We start from the raw sequence: 17,530 nt of genomic DNA, 5'->3' as shown, positions 1-17,530 counted from the left end.
CCTTTGAATTTGAAATCGGTTGATTTGGGTATTTTAAAATATTTTTTGTTTTCAGACGGCCTCATATTGACATCAGGCCGTCTGAATATTGCATTGGGTCAGTTCTGAATCAAAATCAGCAGTTTTTCGTAGTCTTGCGCCAATTCAGGATCTTCTTCGCGCAGTTTCGCCACCGCTTTGACGCCGTGCATCACAGTCGTGTGGTCGCGACCACCAAAGGCATCGCCGATAGAAGGCAGACTGAGCGTGGTCAGCTCTTTGGTCAGGCTCATGGCAACTTGGCGCGGACGGGCGATGTTGCGCGTGCGTTTTTTGCCCAATATATCGCTGATTTTAATACGGTAGTATTTGGCTGTTGCATCGATGATGATGTCGGCGGTAATAACTTTGTGTTTCTCGGCAATAATATCCTGCAAAGCCGTACGCGCCAAATCCATGTCGATGACAGGGCGGTTCATAAAACGGCTGCTGGCGCTGACACGGTTGAACGCGCCTTCCAGTTCACGCACATTGGAGCGGATCAGATTGGCGATAAACAGAGCGGCTTCGTCTTCGATACTGATACCGGCCGCTTCTGCCTTTTTCTGCAAAATCGCCACGCGCATTTCCAATTCGGGCGGTTCAAGTTCCAAAGTCAAACCCCATGAGAAACGGGACTTGAGACGGTCGTCCATACCTTCGATTTTGGCAGGCAATACGTCGCACGTCAGGATCAGCTGTTTTTTCTCGTTGTGGAAATGGTTGTACAAATAGAAGAATTCTTCCATCGTACGGTCTTTCCCTTTGATGAACTGAATATCGTCGATAATCAGCAGGTCATATTGTTTGTATTGTTGCTTGAACACATCGTAAGTGTTGTTGCGCACAGCCTTCATAAAGCTGCGGATATAGTCGTCTGAGTGCATATAGCGCACTTTGGCATCAGGACGGTTTTTCAGCAATTCGTTGCCAATGGCTTGCACCAAGTGGGTTTTACCCAAACCGGTACTGCCGTATAAGAAAAACGGGTTGTAGCCCTGCCCCGGATTTTCAGCAATCGCTTGGGCGGCTGCGGCGGCAAGGCGGTTGCCCTTACCTTCCACCAAGGTTTCAAATGTATAGTCGCGCGACAGATTGGTCTGTTCGTAGCGCGCTTCTTCCGCATCGTGCTGCGCATCAGTTTTGGCTTTGGCAACTGCTTTAGACTCAGCCGGAGCGGCAGTTTGTACTTGAGGCTCATGCGGCAGGTTTTTCATGCGTTGCGCCAAAATCTCGGCAGCCGTCATAGCAGTGGCAGGCTTGAAAACCGTTTCAGACGGCCTATCTTCTTCCACTGCCGCAACAGTTTGCAAAGACATTTGAACAGGCTCTACAAATTCTTCAACTTCAATGACTTCTTGCACTTGCACCGGCGCAACAGCCTGAGCCGCCATTTCATAATGCGTACCTACGCCCGGCTTAAACGCAAACGCAGCCTGCTGAGGCACCAATTCGGCACGCACGGCATCAATTTTGGCGGCAAACTGGCTTTTGAGCATATTGCAGGCAAATTGGTTTTTACCATACACCACCCATACGCCGTTTTCTTCGCCCACGGTCAAAGGCGCAATCCATTGCGCAAACTGCCCGGCAGGCAACATTTCGTGAAGGCGGCAAAGGCACAGCGGCCAAAATTCAGCTAACGTCATGAGATTAAGCTCGGAAAATGGAAGATTTGGGAAATACAAGAAGGCAGAGCAGACAGGCAATCCGATAAAAATCAAATTTTTACGATACTCCCGCTGCTTTCAGACGGCCTTGCGCACAGAGAAAAGCAAGGTTGGGCGATTATACCCATTCCGCTCTTTTTTATCCACAACCGCCGCAAAATTTTATCCACAAATTCTATCAATGTATAAAACCCGTTGTCACACTTTAGCCAACGAAAAGTTTTTATATTGATTGACAAAAGCGGCAAATTGGAGTGTAATTCACGGTTTAATTATCTACCAATTTTTAGGAAACATCATGAAACGCACTTATCAACCTTCCGTTACCAAACGCAAACGCACCCACGGCTTCTTGGTTCGCTCCAAAACCCGCGGTGGTCGCGCAGTATTGGCTGCCCGTCGCGCCAAAGGCCGCAAACGCCTGGCTGTATAATTTTGAATTACGGCTTCTCGAAGCAGTATCGCTTATTAAAAACGGATGATTTTTCATCCGTTTTTGCGTTGAAAAACCGACGCAGCCGCGATTTACTGCAAGTCTCCCAGTCCGCAGACAACGCGCTCGGCCATCCGCGCCTTGGTTTGGTCGTCAGCAAAAAGACCGCAAAACGCGCCCATGACCGCAATTATATGAAGCGCGTCATCCGCGACTGGTTCAGGCTGAATCAACACCAGCTGCCGCCGCATGATTTTGTTGTGCGCGTGCGTCAGGCGTTTAATCGTGAAACAGCCCCGGAAGCCCGAAACCAACTTGCCCAGCTGATGAAAAAACGCCGATGAATACCCTGCTTTCCAAGCTCTTCCTTGCACTCATCCGCTTTTACCAATACTGCATCAGCCCCATCATCCCGCCGCGCTGCCGCTATACCCCGACCTGTTCACAATACGCAGTCGAAGCCGTCAAAAAATACGGCGCATTCAAAGGCGGATGGCTGGCAATCAAACGCATCGCACGATGCCATCCTTTCGGCGGACACGGACATGACCCTGTTCCATAATGCTGCTGTCAACCATTTAAAGAACACGATTTCCTTTAATTTCCCGTCGGTTTCTATATAATGCCGTCTGAAGCAGTTTTCATCTCGATTACCTATCCGTCAATTCCAGGAATCTCTTATGGATTTTAAAAGACTAATGGCGTTTTTTGCCATTTCAGTGGCAATTTTTGCCGGCTGGGAACATTTCTTCCCCAGCCCCAAACCTAATCCGGCGCAACAAGCCGCGCAACAGCAAACGGCCGCTGCTCCGGCAAAAGCCTCTGCTGAAGCCGCGCTTGCCCCGGCCTCTCCTATTACCGTTACCACAGACACAGTTAAAGCCGTCATCGATGAGAAAAGCGGCGACCTGCGTCAGCTGACCCTCTTGCAATACAAAGCAACCGGCGATGAACACAAACCTTTTGTCCTGTTTAACGACGGCAAGGAATACACCTACGTTGCCCAATCCGAGCTTTTGGACGCACAAGGCAACAACGTTCTGAAAGGCATCAGCTTTACCGCTCCGCAAAAACAATACAGTTTGGAAGGTGACAAAGTTGAAGTCCGCCTGAGCGCACCTGAAACCAACGGCCTGAAAATCGACAAAGTTTATACTTTTACCAAAGGCAGCTACTTGGTTAACGTCCGTTTCGACATTACCAACAGCAACGGCCAACCTGTCAACCTGAGCGCAGACTACCGCATCGTCCGCGACCACAGCGAACCTGAAGGCCAAGGCTACTTCACCCGCTCTTACGTCGGCCCGGTGGTTTACACCCCTGAAGGCGGCTTCCAAAAAGTCAGCTTCTCTGATTTGGACGACGATGCCAAATCCGGCAAATCCGAAGCCGAATACATCCGCAAAACCCCGACCGGCTGGCTCGGCATGATTGAACACCACTTCATGTCCACTTGGATTTTGCAGCCTAAAGACGGCCAAAGCGTTTGCACCGCAGGCGACTGCCGTATCGACATCAAACGCCGCAACGACAACCTGTACAGCGCAAGCGTCAGCGTGCCTTTAGCCGCCATCCAAGCCGGCGCAAAAGCCGAAACTGCCATCAATCTGTATGCCGGTCCGCAAACCACTTCCGTTATCGCCAACATTGCCGACAAATTGCAACTGGCCAAAGACTACGGCAAAGTACACTGGTTCGCCTCCCCGCTCTTCTGGCTCTTGAACCAACTGCACAACATCATCGGCAACTGGGGCTGGGCAATCATCGTTTTGACCATCATCGTCAAAGCCGTCCTGTATCCACTGACCAACGCCTCTTACCGCTCTATGGCAAAAATGCGTGCCGCCGCACCTAAATTGCAAGCCATCAAAGAGAAATACGGCGATGACCGCATGGCGCAACAACAAGCCATGATGCAGCTTTACAAAGACGAGAAAATCAATCCGCTGGGCGGCTGTCTGCCTATGCTGTTGCAAATCCCCGTCTTCATCGGTCTGTACTGGGCATTGTTCGCCTCCGTAGAATTACGCCAAGCGCCTTGGTTGGGTTGGATTACCGACTTAAGCCGTCCGGATCCTTTCTACATCCTGCCTTTTATTATGGCAGCAACCATGTTTGCACAGACTTATCTGAATCCGCCATCAACCGACCCAATGCAGGCGAAAATGATGAAAATCATGCCTTTGGTTTTCTCCATCATGTTCTTCTTCTTCCCTGCCGGTTTGGTTCTGTACTGGGTAGTCAACAACCTCTTGACCATCGCCCAACAATGGCACATCAACCGCAGCATTGAAAAACAACGCGCCCAAGGCGAAGTCGTTTCTTGATGAAGGTTTAGGCAACACAAAGGCCGTCTGTTGTTCAGACGGCCTTTTTTATTTCCTCAAACAAATACAGTTTTAGATTGAGCCCAATCCAGTTCTAAGCGGCATGCAACACAAAAATCGTCGGGCGTTTTTTCAAATTTGGCATTTCTTTTCTTTTTCGCCACTGCGCAATCGTCTGGCTTATGATTTCCTGTGTCGGCAAGGTCAAGTCCGTGGCCACGCACAAGCGCGTTTCAGGATGCAGGTTTTCCACCGCATCAGCCAACAACGCATCGTTGCGATACGGCGTTTCGATAAACAGCTGCGTTTCATTCTGCTGGCGCGAACGTTGCTCCAAAGCCTTCAAACTCTGAATCCGCTCATTTTTTTCAGACGGCAGATAACCCTTAAACGCAAAGTTTTGCCCATTCGCACCAGAAGCCATCAGCGCCAGCAGCAAGCTGGACGGGCCGACCAAAGGCCGTACTTCAAAACCGTGTTTATGCGCCAATGCCACCAAATTCGCGCCCGGATCGGCAACAGCCGGGCAGCCCGCCTCACTGACAATGCCCATACTACGTCCCTCTTGCAAAGGTTTCAGCAATTCCGGCAAAGTCTTCAAATCCGTGTGTTCATTCAGCGTTTGCAAATTCAGTTCGCGGATAGGCGTAGTCACGCCCAAATGTTTCAAATGCGCACGCGCTGTTTTTTCCGCTTCAACGACAAAATCAGTCAGCCCGACAATCGCCTGTTGTTCATGCGGCAACAGGCATGGCGTATCAGGCGCACCCAAAGGGGTAGGAATTAAATACAAAATCGGTTTCATTCTTACAACTCCCAAAAATCTCAGGCCGTCTGAACACATTCAGACGGCCTCAAACTATAAAACTTCCACACCTTCGTTTTTCAAAAAATCAATCAGACGGAAAATCGGAAGGCCGATCAAAGCATTCGGATCCGTACTTTCAATCCGCTCCAACAAAGCGGCGCCCAAACCCTCGCTCTTCGCCGCACCGGCACAATAAACCGCATCCGGCTCGCGTTCCAAATATCGGCTGATTTGTCCCTGCGTCAACTGTCGCATAGCAACCACCGTATGATCGATATGATGCTGAACCTTGCCCGTAGCAGTATTCAAAAGTACGATTGCGCTGTAAAATTCAATCCGTTTTCCGCTCAAGTCCGCCAGCATCTGTTGTGCATTTGCGACGTTCATCGGCTTGCCCAACTGCCGTTCTTCGCACCATGCGACTTGGTCTGCGCCGATAATCAGCGCGGCAGGAAAAGTTGCCGCCAAAGAACGGGCTTTGCCTTCAGCCAAACGCAGCGCCGTCTCGCCTGCATGCTCACCCGCAATAGGCGTTTCGTCAAAATCAGGCGATGCCGTCTGAAAATCGATACCCAAACGGCGAAGCTGTCCGCAGCGGAAAACCGAACTCGACCCTAAAACCAAAGGTAGTTTTACTTCCATATTTTTACTTAAAAACATTGACGTTAGACTGCCGAAATTATATCATACTCCGTTTATGTCATACCCTAATTTGATTGACCCAGAAGTTTTCGCCGCCGAAGGGCAGAATCTGCAAGGCAGCTTCCTGCTCGAAGAATTGGATGAACGAGTCAGTTCGCACGATTATCCGGCCGACAAACAGACACGCGTGTCGTTTACGCTGCAAGGCGGTCGCGACCGGCTGCAACGTCTGTTTCTCGATTTAAACGTCAAAGCCGACATGCCCCTGATTTGCCAGCGTTGCATTACGCCCATGCCGTTTCTGCTCGATGAAACCAGCCGTATCGTCCTGTTTGCCGATGAAGAGAGTTTGGACGAAGCCATGCTTGCCGATGAAGAATTGGAAGGCATGCTGCTCGAAAAAGAGCTTGACGTGCGGACTCTGGTTGAAGACCAAATCCTGATGTCGCTCCCTTTCTCCCCTCGACACGAAGACTGCGGCAACAATGGAACACTGGACGAAGTCAATCGGGACAAACCAAACCCCTTCGCTGTTTTAGCAGGTTTGAAAAGCAGTTAATTAGGACACAGTTTATTTATCTAGGAGCTTGAAATGGCCGTTCAACAAAACAAAAAATCCCCTTCTAAACGCGGTATGCACCGTTCACACGATGCTCTGACTGCGCCTTCTCTGTCTGTTGACAGCGCAACCGGCGAAGTGCATCGTCCACACCACATTTCTCCAAACGGTATGTACCGTGGCCGTAAAGTGGTAAAAGCTAAAGGCGAATAATCCGTTCGTCTGACTGAAAAAGCCAGAATATTGCCATGCAATGACTGGCTTTTTTGCATTGCACCCTGTATTTTCCTCTTCGGAAGCACACCATGAAACGTAAAATCTGGTACACCTACGACGACATCCACCGCGTAATCAAAGGATTGGCGGAAAAAATCCAAAACTCCGGTACAAAATACGATGCCATGATTGCCATTGGCGGCGGCGGTTTTATCCCTGCCCGCATGTTGCGCTGCTTCTTGGAAATCCCGATTTACGCCGTGACCACAGCCTACTACGACAACGATCACGAAGGTCAAGTGACCGAGGAAGTGAAAAAAGTCCAATGGCTTGATCCCGTTCCCGATGTACTGAAAGGCAAAAACGTACTGGTTGTTGACGAAGTGGACGACAGCCGCGTTACCATGGAATTCTGCCTGAACGAATTGTTGAAAGAAGATTTCGGCACCATCGGCGTGGCAGTATTGCATGAAAAAATCAAAGCCAAAGTCGGCAAGATTCCCGAAGGCATCCCTTATTTCAGCGGCATTACCGTGGAAGACTGGTGGATCAACTATCCTTGGGACGCGCTGGACATCGACGAACACAACAAATTGGCCGCGCAAAACCAATAAATTTGGTACGACCATCGCAACAAGCCTTTTCATCTGATTTTCAATTCAATCTCCTGAAAATCAGATGAGCGTACTTGTCCGATTGTCTGAGGCCGTCTGAAACACACAAACCGGAGAACAACATGATTACACTGGCCGTAGATGCCATGGGCGGAGATGCAGGCCTTGCGATTACCGTCCCCGGTGCAGTGGATTTCCTGAAACAGCAATCCGACGTACATCTGATTATGGTCGGAGATGAAGCAGCAGTCCGCCAAGCATTAAGCTCTGCTGGCGCGCCTATGGACCGCATTACCGTCTGCCATGCAGCGCAAGTCGTTGAAATGGATGAAGCGCCTCAATCTGCGCTGAAAAATAAAAAAGAATCATCCATGCGCATCGCCATCAACCAAGTTAAAGAAGGCAATGCGCAAGCCGCCGTATCGGCAGGCAATACCGGCGCACTGATGGCGACCGCCCGATTCGTCCTCAAAACTATTCCCGGCATTGAGCGCCCTGCCATCGCCAAATTCCTGCCTTCCGACAGCGAACACGTTACTTTGGCTTTGGATTTGGGTGCCAACGTTGACTGTACGCCCGAACAACTGGTTCAATTTGCCATCATCGGCAGCGAGCTGGTACACGCGCTGCACCCTGAAAAAGGCAGCCCGCGCGTCGCCCTTTTGAACGTCGGTACAGAAGACATTAAAGGTACGGATGCCGTCAAACAAACCTTTAAACTGTTGAGCAGCAGCAAACTCAACTTCATCGGCAATATCGAAAGCAACAGCGTTTTGTATGGCGAAGCCGATGTCGTTGTCGCAGACGGGTTTGTCGGCAACGTTATGCTCAAAACCATCGAAGGCGCAGTTAAATTCATGAGCGGCGCCATCCGCCGTGAATTCCAAAGCACCCTATTCAACAAACTTGCCGCCATTGCCGCCCTGCCCGCGCTCAAAGGTTTGAAAGGCAAACTGGATCCGCGCAAATTTAACGGCGCCATCCTACTTGGCCTACGCGGTATCGTGATTAAGAGCCACGGCGGAACCGACGAAGTCGGCTTCCGTTATGCTTTGGAAGAGGCCTACCACGAAGCCAAATCCGCCGGCCTCGCTCAAATCGAACAAGGCGTAGCCACCCAGTTAGCTGCTTTGGAAGCCGCCAAAGCAGCAGCCGAACTGGAAGAAACCGCTACTCCAACAACGGAAGCTTAAGGCTGATATATACAGGCCGTCTGAAACTTCAAAATGTTCAGACGGCCTGTTTTTATCTTTAATCACCGACTTCATTCTTAATATTGGGAATTTTCCCATTTTCGCTTACAATACCCGACTATCTGAATCAACTCTCTAAAAAGGCCGTTCTCATGCAATATGCCAAAATTTCCGGTACAGGCAGCTACCTTCCTGCCAACCGCGTCAGCAATGACGACCTTGCAAAAAAAGTGGACACTTCCGACGAGTGGATTACCACGCGTACAGGTATCAAATTTCGCCATATTGCAGACGACAGCGAAAAAACCAGCGATTTGGCCGCCGAGTCAGCGCACCGCGCCTTGGCAGATGCCGATTTGCAGGCTGACGATATCGATCTGATTATCGTCGCCACATCCACTCCAGATATGCAGTTTCCTTCTACGGCAACCATCGTGCAGCAAAAATTGGGCATTGCCAACGGCTGCCCTGCCTTTGACGTACAAGCCGTGTGCGCCGGTTTTATGTATGCCCTGACCACTGCCAATGCCTACATCAAAAGCGGCATGGCGAAAAACGCTTTGGTGATCGGTGCGGAAACCTTCAGCCGCATCGTCGATTGGAACGACCGCACCACCTGCGTCCTCTTTGGTGACGGTGCGGGCGCGGTTGTCTTAAGCGCATCTGACGAACCGGGCATCATCCACAGCAAACTCAAAGCCGACGGCAACTACCTCAACCTTTTGAACGTCCCCGGACAAATCGCCAACGGCCAGATTTGCGGTTCGCCCTACATCAGCATGGACGGCCCCGGTGTATTCAAGTTTGCCGTCAAAATGCTGGCAAAAATTGCAGATGACGTTATCGAAGAAGCCGGTTACACCACCGATCAAATCGATTGGCTTGTGCCGCACCAAGCCAATAAGCGCATTATCGACTCTACCGCCAAACACTTGGGCTTGAGCATGGATAAAGTGATCTTAACCGTCCAAGACCACGGCAACACTTCCGCAGCCTCCATTCCACTGGCACTGGATGTCGGTATTAAAAACGGCCAAATCAAACGCGGACAAAACCTCTTGCTCGAAGGTATCGGCGGCGGTTTTGCCTGGGGTGCGGTTTTGGTGAAATACTAACGATTGAGCCGTCTGAATATCCCTTTCAGACGGCCTATTCTGCTAAAACCCATGAAATCCCTAACGTTTGCACTTTGCATCAGCAGCCTGTTTTTAAGCATAACGGTTGTAATATTGCCCAAACTGGCAATCGCCTATCTCGCACTGAGTGCATACGTTTTCCTGCTTTACTACCTAGACAAACAACGCGCACGCAACCACGGCAGACGCATACCCGAAGCAAAATTGCACCTGCTCAACCTGCTTGGCGGTTGGCCGGGCGGTTATTGCGGCTGCCTCGCATTCAGGCACAAAACCAGCAAACTCAGTTTTGTCCGCACCTTTCGACTGAGCGCTGCAACCAATACTGTCGCCACCCTCCTTCTGCTGGCAGACACCCTCAAATATTCAAACCAATAAGGAATTACCATGTCTTTCGCATTCTTCTTCCCCGGACAAGGCTCACAAAGCCTAGGCATGATGAACGGCTTTGCCGAGCAAGCCATCGTTAAAGCCACATTTGACGAAGCTTCCGCCGTATTAGGTCAAGACCTGTGGGCAATGATTAACGGCGAAGATGCCGAATTAATCGGACAAACCGTCAACACCCAGCCCATCATGCTGGCTGCCGGCATTGCCACCTATCGCGCCTACTTGGAAGCCGGAGGTAAAATCCCTTCCGTCGTTGCAGGCCACAGCCTCGGCGAATACACCGCCCTCGTCGCTGCCGGCGCATTAAATTTCGCAGACGCAGTCAAACTCGTCCGCCTGCGCGCCGAACTTATGCAATCTGCCGTACCGCAAGGCGTAGGCGCAATGGCCGCTATTTTGGGTTTGGAAGATGAACAAGTAAAAGCCATTTGTGCCGAAGCCGCACAAGGCGAAGTCGTTGAAGCCGTCAACTTCAACTCCCCAGGCCAAGTTGTGATTGCCGGCAACGCTGCCGCAGTCGAACGCGCCGTGGCCGCCGCCAAAGAAGCCGGAGCCAAACGTGCCCTGCCGCTGCCCGTTTCTGTTCCCTCTCACTGCAGCCTCATGAAGCCTGCAGCGGAAAAACTTGCCGAAGCATTGAAAGACATCACCATCAAACAACCGCAAATCCGCGTCATCCATAACGCCGATGTTGCCTCTTATGATGATGCCGACAAAATCAAAGATGCCTTGGTACGCCAACTGTACAGCCCAGTACGCTGGACAGAAACCGTCAACGCACTTGTCTCCGAAGGCATCACTGAATCCGCCGAATGCGGCCCCGGCAAAGTCCTCGCAGGCCTCGCCAAACGCATCAATAAAGAAGCCGCGTGCAGCGCATTGACCAATGCCGATCAAGTGACTGCATTTATCGAAGCCCACTAAAAATGTTTTCAGACGGCCTTATCCTGTCAGGCAAGGCCGTCTGAAAAATCAGCCCACTCCAATCCGAATACATTATGAAAAAAACCATTATTCTTGCCGTTCCCTACATGTACGGACTGGATCAATGTATCGAAAAAAATCTGCGTTTTCTTGATTTTGATGTCATTAATCTGTGCTATGACGACCGAGATTCCTATTACCCGAACTTGGGCAGCAGACTTAAAAACCTCTACCACAAACACATCACCAAAGACGGCAACTATAAAAAATACCTCAAATACAGCCGCCACCTCGACGACATTCAACAAAAATTGGCCTTGCTAAACGGTAAAAAAGCCGATTATGCGCTCTGTATCCGTGCCAATATTTACCCCAAAGAAATCATCGCCACCATCCGCGAACACAGCAATGTTTGCGTGAATTATCAATGGGATGGCGTAGGACGCTTCCCAGATATTATTGAATATTTGGATTATTTTGACCAATGCTGGGTTTTCGATCCCGACGATATTCAAAAATATCCACAATGCCGTTTCAAAGCCACCACTAATTTTTACTTTGACTTTCCCGTGGCGGAATATGCCCCCACCAACAAACTATACTTTTTAGGCGGCTACGAACTCAGACGCGAAGAACAAACCAAACGCTTTATCCAAGAAACCGAACGCCTCAACCTACCCTTGGATTTTCATATCTACTGCAAAGACGACAGGGCTGAAAAAGCCTTCGGACACAACGGCATCCGCTATCTTGACCGCAGCAGCATCCTCAGCTTTGAAGAAAACCTCAGCCAAGTGCAAAGTTGCGGCGCAGTCGTCGATTTTGCACAATTCGAACATTACGGCTTATCATTCCGTATCTTTGATGCGTTGCGTTTCGATAAAAAACTGATTACCACCAACAAACATATCTTGGAGACCGACCTATACCACCCAGACCGCGTGTTCGTATGGGACGGCGGTAATTTAGACGCATTGCCTGAATTTTTGGCACGCCCGTATCAGCAACCTGCCCCTGAAATCAAAGCCTATTATTCGTTTACACAATGGCTAAACCGCCTGCTCGGCATTGATTAACCCTATTGCCTATGGCAAATATACCTGCCTGACAAAATATTAAATTGAATACATTATGAGTAAGAAAAAAGTCATTCTCGCCATGCCGGAACTCTTCAAAATCCACGAACTCATTATTGAGAACTTGGAAAAATGCGGATTTGAAGTGCTGTCCCTGACCTATGAAGAAAAAGAGTTCAAATACAAAAATGTATTTCAACGGCTGAAAAAAATCTGGTATCGAAATATTCTTGGACAAAAAGACTTCAAAAAACGGACCATGTTCCGCGCCGTAGAAGAACGCCTCAATACCATGTTAAGCGAACATCCCGAACAAGCGGATTATTGCTTCATGATTTGGCTGGGCGCCTATCCGAAAGACTTCATCGCCAAGCTCAGAGCGCATTCAAAATTGATGGTGTACTACAACTGGGAAGCCCTGACCTTCTTAAAAGAAGACTTCGACAACATCAAATTTTTCGACAAATTTTACTTTTTCGATCCGTTTGACCAAGGCAAACACCCCGAATACGCCGAAAAACTCTTTCCAACCACCAGCTTCTACTTTGACAGCTTCAGGCCGTCTGAAAACCCGCAAAACAAAATCTTGTTTATCGGTTCGTACGCTGCCGAACGCAACAGCGACATCCGTGCATTTTGCGAAGCTGCACGTTCAATCGGTTTAGAAATAGATTTCCGCTTGGCCAGCAAGAAAATTGAAGAAGAAAAAGCGGCTTTAGGCATTCCAGAAGTCGAGTTCTTCTCATTTGAAAACGCCCTCTCCTATCGTCAAAACTTAGAAGAAGCGGCCAAATCCTCCGTATTGGTGGATTTCCTCAACCGCAAGCACTACGGCCTCTCTTTGCGGATTTTCGAAGCGATTGGTTTGGACAAAAAACTAATTACGACCAATCCGACCATCGTACATTACGATTTTTATCACCCGAACAATATGTTCTACTGGAATGGAAGCAACCTTGAAGAACTCAAAGCCTTCCTGACCTTGCCGTATGTACCACTTACCCCCGGCCTGAAACACAAATACAGCTTCAGCAACTGGATCAGCTGCGCATTTGATATTGAACCGAATATCCCTATCAGATTACCTGAAATCAATAGAGAAGTTGTGGAGAATTTAAATGTTTGATAGAGAAAAATTAGTATTAGAAACTGTTCATATCCGCAAACGAGAATTTATTGAACAGCCGAGACATATTGTTTATGCAGCCGATCAAAACTATATCAAACACATCGGCACTGCGTTACTTTCTGTGCTGCAAAACAATACCAGTCCAATACATTTTCATTTGTTAGTTAGTGGTTCAGAAGGTTATGATTTTAATATTTTCGATCAAATTGAAACATCAAATCAAAACTACGCGATAAGCGTTTACCATTTAAATACAGAATACTTTTCTACCCTGCAGACTACCCATTATTTTACTATCGCTATGTATTACCGTATGAGTATCCCTTGCTTATTAAAAGGTATTACTCATACTGCGCTTTATTTAGATACTGATGTACTGTGCTTGGGCAACATTGATGATTTATTTGAAATCGACATTTCAAATTCTTTGATTGCTGCCGTACCTGATGCAATCTTATACAGAGCATATATAAAACAACTCAATCAATTTGGTTTTACAGATACTGAGCCTTATTTCAACTCTGGGGTCATTCTATTCAATATTGACAAATGGAATGATATGGCAATAGATAAAATTTTGTCTGAAAAAATGCAAGCCGTAGAAAAACAGAATTTTAAACTCTCCTGTCCGGACCAAGATATTTTGAATTTAGCCTGTATAGGTCATGTACACTGGCTTTCAGAAAACTTTAACTGGATACATTGGCATCAAAAATACAGTGAATTAATCGACAATCCCAACAATATCCGCTTAGTCCATTTTGTTGGTCATATCAAACCGTGGCATCAATTAGGCTTCCACCCTGCATATGATCAATATTTTAAGAATTCCCCATGGAATAACGGATATCTAGAACAACCTCTATCAACTTGGTTGCCCTTTCCAAATCCTAAAAGGAAATTTAGACAAGCAGCCAAACGGCTTTGGAAACAAGGACAAAAAAAGCAAGCATGGGCATACTACAAAGAATATTTATTACGAAGAATCAACAAACGGCGGTATCAAACACCCTCCCTAGGTAAATAAGGCCGTCTGAAACCATTTTTCCCAATCGCAATTAAGGAATAAAACATGAGTACACAAGATTTGAGCGGCAAAATCGCTTTGGTAACCGGCGCATCACGCGGTATTGGTGCGGCGATTGCCGATACTTTGGCGGCGGCCGGTGCAAAAGTTATCGGTACAGCCACCAGTGAGAGCGGTGCGGCAGCAATCGGCGAACGCTTGGCACAATGGGGCGGCGAAGGTCGTGCATTGAATTCTGCCGAACCTGAAACCATCGAAAACCTGATTGCCGACATCGAAAAAGAATTCGGCAAACTGGATATTCTGGTCAACAACGCCGGCATTACCCGCGACAACCTCCTGATGCGCATGAAAGAGGAAGAATGGGACGACATCATGCAGGTTAACCTCAAATCTGTATTCCGTGCCTCCAAAGCCGTATTGCGCGGTATGATGAAACAGCGTGCCGGCCGCATCATCAACATCACATCTGTTGTCGGCGTGATGGGCAATGCCGGGCAAACCAACTATGCAGCGGCAAAAGCAGGCTTAATCGGCTTCTCCAAATCTATGGCGCGTGAAGTCGGCAGCCGCGGCATTACCGTCAACTGCGTCGCCCCGGGCTTTATCGACACCGATATGACCCGCGCCCTGCCGGAAGAAACCCGCAAAACCTTTGAAGCGCAAACTTCTTTGGGCAAATTCGGTGAAGCGCAAGATATTGCCGATGCAGTCTTGTTCTTGGCTTCCGATCAGGCAAAATACATTACCGGTCAGACACTTCATGTCAACGGCGGCATGTTGATGCCTTAAACCGTTTGTTTATTTAAAGGCCGTCTGAATATTTCAGACGGCCCTTTTTGTCAATCAAAACACTACTTTACATTCTATCTTGATATAATCTTAATAATCCGTTAGATAACGCTCGAAACAGTAAGTCCAAATAAGCATGATACGGGAAATCAAATCGCAGAAATGAAGTTCATTCTGTGCGTTTTTATTTGGGTTTGCTGTCGGTTTTCGACGTGTTTCAGACGGCCTATATAACAATAGCTACTTTTAACGAAAGGCCGCCCACTCTATGCACGAATTCTCCCTCGGTCCCATTGTCATTGTCCTGTTGGTTTCCGTCATTACGGTTATCTGCTGTCGCAAGTTCAACATTCCTTCCATGCTCGGTTATCTTTTGGTCGGTTTTATTGCCGGTCCGGGTATGTTCAAACTGATTCCGCAAAGCCACGCCACCGACTATTTGGGCGAAATCGGTATTGTGTTCTTGATGTTCAGCATCGGTCTCGAATTCTCCCTACCCAAACTCAAAGCCATGCGCCGCCTCGTATTCGGTTTGGGCGGTTTGCAAGTCATCATTACCATGCTCTCGATTATGGGCATTTTGATGGCAATGGGCACGCCGTTTAACTGGGCGTTTGCCACTGCGGGCGCACTGACCATGTCGTCCACAGCCATCGTCAGCCGCATTCTGTCGGAGAAAACCGAACTGGGTCAGCCGCATGGTCAAATGGCCATGGGCGTTTTGCTGATGCAAGATATTGCCGTGGTACCGCTGATGATTCTGATTCCGGCACTTGCTGGCGGCAGCGAAGGCAACTTATGGGTAGAGCTGGGCTTGGCCGGTTTGAAAATGTTGCTGACCTTGGGCATTTTGTTTGTTGTCGGCAGCCGTGTGATGTCACGCTGGTTCAGACTGGTTGCCAAACGCAAATCGTCCGAACTCTTCATGATCAACGTTTTGCTGGTTACTTTGGGCGTAGCTTATCTGACAGAGCTTGAAGGCCTGTCTATGGCATTGGGCGCATTCGTCGCCGGTATGCTGCTTTCCGAAACCGAATACCGCATTCAGGTGGAAGACGACATCCGTCCATTCCGCGATATCCTGCTGGGCTTCTTCTTCATTACCGTCGGTATGAAACTCGATATTCAGGCGCTGATCGGCAACTGGCAGCAAATCCTGATTTTGTTGGCAATCCTGTTGATCTTGAAAGCACTGGTCGTCTTCATCATCGCTTTGCGCATGAAAAACCCTGTGGGCGACAGCCTCAAGAGTGCGCTTTATTTGGCGCAAGGCGGCGAGTTCGGCTTCGTGATGCTGGCTATTTCCAGCAAAATCAATATGGTTTCGCCCGAATTGGAACAAGCGGCCACTGCAGCCGTCTTGCTCTCCATGATTGCCGCACCATTCATTTTGGGCAGCAGCGATGCCATCGTCAGCCGCTTCGTCAAATCCGACTGGGATATGAAAGCCTTGGACTTGCACTCCATGCTGGTGGAAACCATGAGCAAATCCGAACACGTCCTGATTATCGGTTTCGGACGCGGCGGTCAATCGGTCGCCCGTGTATTGGCGCAAGAAGGCATCCCCTACTTTGCCCTTGACTTGGATATTGCCCGCGTACAAGTGGCACGCAATGCAGGCGAGCCGGTTTCCTTTGGCGATGCCAAACGCCGCGAAGTCTTGGAAGCCGCCGGCTTGGGACGCGCCAAAATGGTGGTCATCACACTGAACAATATGCACGAGACCCAACATGTTCTCGGCAACATCATGTCCATGCATCCGAGCATGCCGGTTTATGTTCGCGCCACGAATGACGATTACGTTAAAACCTTTACCGAAATGGGTGCGGAAGAAACCGTCTCCGATACCAAAGAAACCAGCCTGGTGCTGGCAAGCTATGCCATGTTGGGCCACGGCCTTTCCTACAACCATGTTTATCAAACCATAACCCACATCCGTCACAGCCGCTATGCATCTTTGCAAGACTTGTTTGTCGGCAGTGATGATGACAGCTTCTCCGACGAAGACAGCAAGGCCGTCTGCCGCCATGCCTTCCCATTGCAAGGCGAGGCACATGCCATCGGTAAAACCATCCGTGAATTGCCCTTGACCGCCCATCATCTGAAACTATTGTTTATCCGCCGCAATACCGGAAAAATCCAAGACCTTGACCCTGATTTCGTTCTGGAAACCGGCGATATTTTGGTTGTCGCAGGCAAGCAGGAAGAAATTATTTCCTTTGAAAACTGGTGCTTGCAGGGAGACATCTAATTATCGGCAAATAAATCTTGCGTGCATCAGGATTTTTTGGTTTAATAGCGTCTTCGCAAATTTGCGCATGGGTGATTAGCTCAGTTGGTAGAGCGTCTGCCTTACAAGCAGAATGTCGGCGGTTCGACTCCGTCATCACCCACCAAGTTTCCTTTCATTGTCTTTGACAGTGGATGCGCGGTGGTAGCTCAGTTGGTTAGAGTACCGGCCTGTCACGCCGGGGGTCGCGGGTTCGAGCCCCGTCCGCCGCGCCATTATTTAAAGATACTGATTCCTCAGTATCTCCCTTTTTCGGGTGATTAGCTCAGTTGGTAGAGCGTCTGCC

At 49.0% G+C, this 17,530-nt stretch carries 19 protein-coding genes and 2 tRNA genes; 18 read left to right on the top strand and 3 right to left on the bottom strand.

The window, feature by feature from the left end; all coding sequences use genetic code 11:
* Positions 1 to 98: 98 nt before the first annotated feature.
* On the bottom strand, positions 99 to 1,667 hold the full coding sequence (gene dnaA, locus HMPREF3022_RS05700; protein WP_049332630.1) for a chromosomal replication initiator protein DnaA: 1,569 nt from the start codon (positions 1,665 to 1,667) through the stop codon (positions 99 to 101).
* A 319-nt stretch (positions 1,668 to 1,986) separates the two neighbouring features.
* Between dnaA and rpmH the strand changes: the two genes are divergently transcribed.
* From rpmH to yidC, 4 genes are all read left to right on the top strand, one after another.
* The gene (rpmH, locus tag HMPREF3022_RS05695; RefSeq protein WP_002214728.1) at positions 1,987 to 2,121 is read left to right on the top strand and encodes a 50S ribosomal protein L34; all 135 of its coding nucleotides are present in this window, start codon (positions 1,987 to 1,989) and stop codon (positions 2,119 to 2,121) included.
* Positions 2,122 to 2,123: 2 nt separating this feature from the next.
* Positions 2,124 to 2,465 (top strand): ribonuclease P protein component, encoded by a 342-nt coding sequence (rnpA, locus tag HMPREF3022_RS05690; RefSeq protein WP_003748912.1) that lies wholly within the window; start codon positions 2,124 to 2,126, stop codon positions 2,463 to 2,465.
* Positions 2,462 to 2,683, top strand: a complete 222-nt coding sequence (gene yidD, locus HMPREF3022_RS05685) for a membrane protein insertion efficiency factor YidD (RefSeq protein ID WP_049332633.1) — start codon at positions 2,462 to 2,464, stop codon at positions 2,681 to 2,683. The genes rnpA and yidD overlap by 4 nt, the downstream gene beginning before the upstream one ends.
* Before the next feature lie 118 nt (positions 2,684 to 2,801).
* Positions 2,802 to 4,448, top strand: a complete 1,647-nt coding sequence (gene yidC, locus HMPREF3022_RS05680) for a membrane protein insertase YidC (RefSeq protein ID WP_049332635.1) — start codon at positions 2,802 to 2,804, stop codon at positions 4,446 to 4,448.
* Positions 4,449 to 4,542: 94 nt separating this feature from the next.
* Here yidC and HMPREF3022_RS05675 read toward each other — a convergent pair whose 3' ends face one another.
* Entirely contained in the window at positions 4,543 to 5,253 is a 711-nt protein-coding gene (locus HMPREF3022_RS05675; RefSeq protein WP_049328886.1) for an SAM-dependent methyltransferase, read from the bottom strand.
* A gap of 54 nt (positions 5,254 to 5,307) precedes the next feature.
* The gene (locus HMPREF3022_RS05670; RefSeq protein WP_049332655.1) at positions 5,308 to 5,898 is read right to left on the bottom strand and encodes a Maf family protein; all 591 of its coding nucleotides are present in this window, start codon (positions 5,896 to 5,898) and stop codon (positions 5,308 to 5,310) included.
* Positions 5,899 to 5,953: 55 nt separating this feature from the next.
* Between HMPREF3022_RS05670 and HMPREF3022_RS05665 the strand changes: the two genes are divergently transcribed.
* From HMPREF3022_RS05665 to HMPREF3022_RS05600, 14 genes are all read left to right on the top strand, one after another.
* The gene (locus tag HMPREF3022_RS05665; RefSeq protein ID WP_004520416.1) at positions 5,954 to 6,457 is read left to right on the top strand and encodes a YceD family protein; all 504 of its coding nucleotides are present in this window, start codon (positions 5,954 to 5,956) and stop codon (positions 6,455 to 6,457) included.
* A gap of 33 nt (positions 6,458 to 6,490) precedes the next feature.
* Positions 6,491 to 6,670, top strand: coding sequence for a 50S ribosomal protein L32 (gene rpmF, locus HMPREF3022_RS05660; protein WP_002240035.1), 180 nt, complete (start codon positions 6,491 to 6,493; stop codon positions 6,668 to 6,670).
* A gap of 92 nt (positions 6,671 to 6,762) precedes the next feature.
* Positions 6,763 to 7,287 (top strand): phosphoribosyltransferase, encoded by a 525-nt coding sequence (locus tag HMPREF3022_RS05655; protein ID WP_049332638.1) that lies wholly within the window; start codon positions 6,763 to 6,765, stop codon positions 7,285 to 7,287.
* 122 nt (positions 7,288 to 7,409) lie between these two features.
* The gene (plsX, locus tag HMPREF3022_RS05650) at positions 7,410 to 8,480 is read left to right on the top strand and encodes a phosphate acyltransferase PlsX (RefSeq protein WP_049332639.1); all 1,071 of its coding nucleotides are present in this window, start codon (positions 7,410 to 7,412) and stop codon (positions 8,478 to 8,480) included.
* Between the two features lie 152 nt (positions 8,481 to 8,632).
* Positions 8,633 to 9,595 carry a beta-ketoacyl-ACP synthase III gene (locus tag HMPREF3022_RS05645; protein ID WP_049332641.1) on the top strand — a complete coding sequence of 321 codons (963 nt, stop codon included), beginning with the start codon at positions 8,633 to 8,635 and terminating at the stop codon, positions 9,593 to 9,595.
* A gap of 51 nt (positions 9,596 to 9,646) precedes the next feature.
* On the top strand, positions 9,647 to 9,994 hold the full coding sequence (locus tag HMPREF3022_RS05640) for a DUF1294 domain-containing protein (protein ID WP_049332643.1): 348 nt from the start codon (positions 9,647 to 9,649) through the stop codon (positions 9,992 to 9,994).
* A gap of 9 nt (positions 9,995 to 10,003) precedes the next feature.
* Complete coding sequence (gene fabD, locus HMPREF3022_RS05635; protein WP_070765242.1) at positions 10,004 to 10,930, top strand: ACP S-malonyltransferase; 927 nt, start codon at positions 10,004 to 10,006, stop codon at positions 10,928 to 10,930.
* Positions 10,931 to 11,004: 74 nt separating this feature from the next.
* Positions 11,005 to 12,006: a WaaS/CpsH family glycosyltransferase gene (locus HMPREF3022_RS05630; protein ID WP_049332647.1), complete on the top strand. Its 1,002-nt coding sequence runs from the start codon at positions 11,005 to 11,007 to the stop codon at positions 12,004 to 12,006.
* A 55-nt stretch (positions 12,007 to 12,061) separates the two neighbouring features.
* Entirely contained in the window at positions 12,062 to 13,132 is a 1,071-nt protein-coding gene (locus HMPREF3022_RS05625; RefSeq protein WP_070765241.1) for a WaaS/CpsH family glycosyltransferase, read from the top strand.
* A complete protein-coding gene (locus HMPREF3022_RS05620; RefSeq protein ID WP_049332651.1) occupies positions 13,125 to 14,162 on the top strand; it encodes a glycosyltransferase family 8 protein in 1,038 nt (345 codons plus the stop codon). The genes HMPREF3022_RS05625 and HMPREF3022_RS05620 overlap by 8 nt, the downstream gene beginning before the upstream one ends.
* A 45-nt stretch (positions 14,163 to 14,207) precedes the next feature.
* Positions 14,208 to 14,954, top strand: a complete 747-nt coding sequence (gene fabG, locus HMPREF3022_RS05615; RefSeq protein ID WP_003682193.1) for a 3-oxoacyl-ACP reductase FabG — start codon at positions 14,208 to 14,210, stop codon at positions 14,952 to 14,954.
* A gap of 268 nt (positions 14,955 to 15,222) precedes the next feature.
* A complete protein-coding gene (locus tag HMPREF3022_RS05610) occupies positions 15,223 to 17,205 on the top strand; it encodes a monovalent cation:proton antiporter family protein (protein ID WP_070765240.1) in 1,983 nt (660 codons plus the stop codon).
* A 69-nt stretch (positions 17,206 to 17,274) separates the two neighbouring features.
* Positions 17,275 to 17,350, top strand: a tRNA-Val gene (locus tag HMPREF3022_RS05605).
* A gap of 32 nt (positions 17,351 to 17,382) precedes the next feature.
* Positions 17,383 to 17,459 (top strand) — tRNA-Asp (locus tag HMPREF3022_RS05600).
* The last annotated feature ends 71 nt before the right edge of the window (positions 17,460 to 17,530 follow it).

Origin of the sequence: Neisseria sp. HMSC065C04 (assembly GCF_001815375.1) — a bacterium.
Classification (GTDB): domain Bacteria; phylum Pseudomonadota; class Gammaproteobacteria; order Burkholderiales; family Neisseriaceae; genus Neisseria; species Neisseria flavescens_D.
The sequence above is the reverse complement of the archived record's forward strand: the minus strand, read 5'-3'. Positions and strand labels throughout refer to the sequence as shown.

Coding starts and splice junctions, on each gene's coding strand:
- yidC (WP_049332635.1), top strand. CDS start 2,802: ATGGATTTTAAAAGACTAATGGCGTTTTTTGCCATTTCAGTGGCAATT.
- HMPREF3022_RS05645 (WP_049332641.1), top strand. CDS start 8,633: ATGCAATATGCCAAAATTTCCGGTACAGGCAGCTACCTTCCTGCCAAC.
- HMPREF3022_RS05670 (WP_049332655.1), bottom strand. CDS start 5,898: ATGGAAGTAAAACTACCTTTGGTTTTAGGGTCGAGTTCGGTTTTCCGC.
- HMPREF3022_RS05655 (WP_049332638.1), top strand. CDS start 6,763: ATGAAACGTAAAATCTGGTACACCTACGACGACATCCACCGCGTAATC.
- HMPREF3022_RS05620 (WP_049332651.1), top strand. CDS start 13,125: ATGTTTGATAGAGAAAAATTAGTATTAGAAACTGTTCATATCCGCAAA.
- HMPREF3022_RS05610 (WP_070765240.1), top strand. CDS start 15,223: ATGCACGAATTCTCCCTCGGTCCCATTGTCATTGTCCTGTTGGTTTCC.
- plsX (WP_049332639.1), top strand. CDS start 7,410: ATGATTACACTGGCCGTAGATGCCATGGGCGGAGATGCAGGCCTTGCG.
- rpmF (WP_002240035.1), top strand. CDS start 6,491: ATGGCCGTTCAACAAAACAAAAAATCCCCTTCTAAACGCGGTATGCAC.
- HMPREF3022_RS05625 (WP_070765241.1), top strand. CDS start 12,062: ATGAGTAAGAAAAAAGTCATTCTCGCCATGCCGGAACTCTTCAAAATC.
- dnaA (WP_049332630.1), bottom strand. CDS start 1,667: ATGACGTTAGCTGAATTTTGGCCGCTGTGCCTTTGCCGCCTTCACGAA.
- HMPREF3022_RS05675 (WP_049328886.1), bottom strand. CDS start 5,253: ATGAAACCGATTTTGTATTTAATTCCTACCCCTTTGGGTGCGCCTGAT.
- HMPREF3022_RS05665 (WP_004520416.1), top strand. CDS start 5,954: ATGTCATACCCTAATTTGATTGACCCAGAAGTTTTCGCCGCCGAAGGG.
- rpmH (WP_002214728.1), top strand. CDS start 1,987: ATGAAACGCACTTATCAACCTTCCGTTACCAAACGCAAACGCACCCAC.
- HMPREF3022_RS05630 (WP_049332647.1), top strand. CDS start 11,005: ATGAAAAAAACCATTATTCTTGCCGTTCCCTACATGTACGGACTGGAT.
- yidD (WP_049332633.1), top strand. CDS start 2,462: ATGAATACCCTGCTTTCCAAGCTCTTCCTTGCACTCATCCGCTTTTAC.
- HMPREF3022_RS05640 (WP_049332643.1), top strand. CDS start 9,647: ATGAAATCCCTAACGTTTGCACTTTGCATCAGCAGCCTGTTTTTAAGC.
- fabG (WP_003682193.1), top strand. CDS start 14,208: ATGAGTACACAAGATTTGAGCGGCAAAATCGCTTTGGTAACCGGCGCA.
- fabD (WP_070765242.1), top strand. CDS start 10,004: ATGTCTTTCGCATTCTTCTTCCCCGGACAAGGCTCACAAAGCCTAGGC.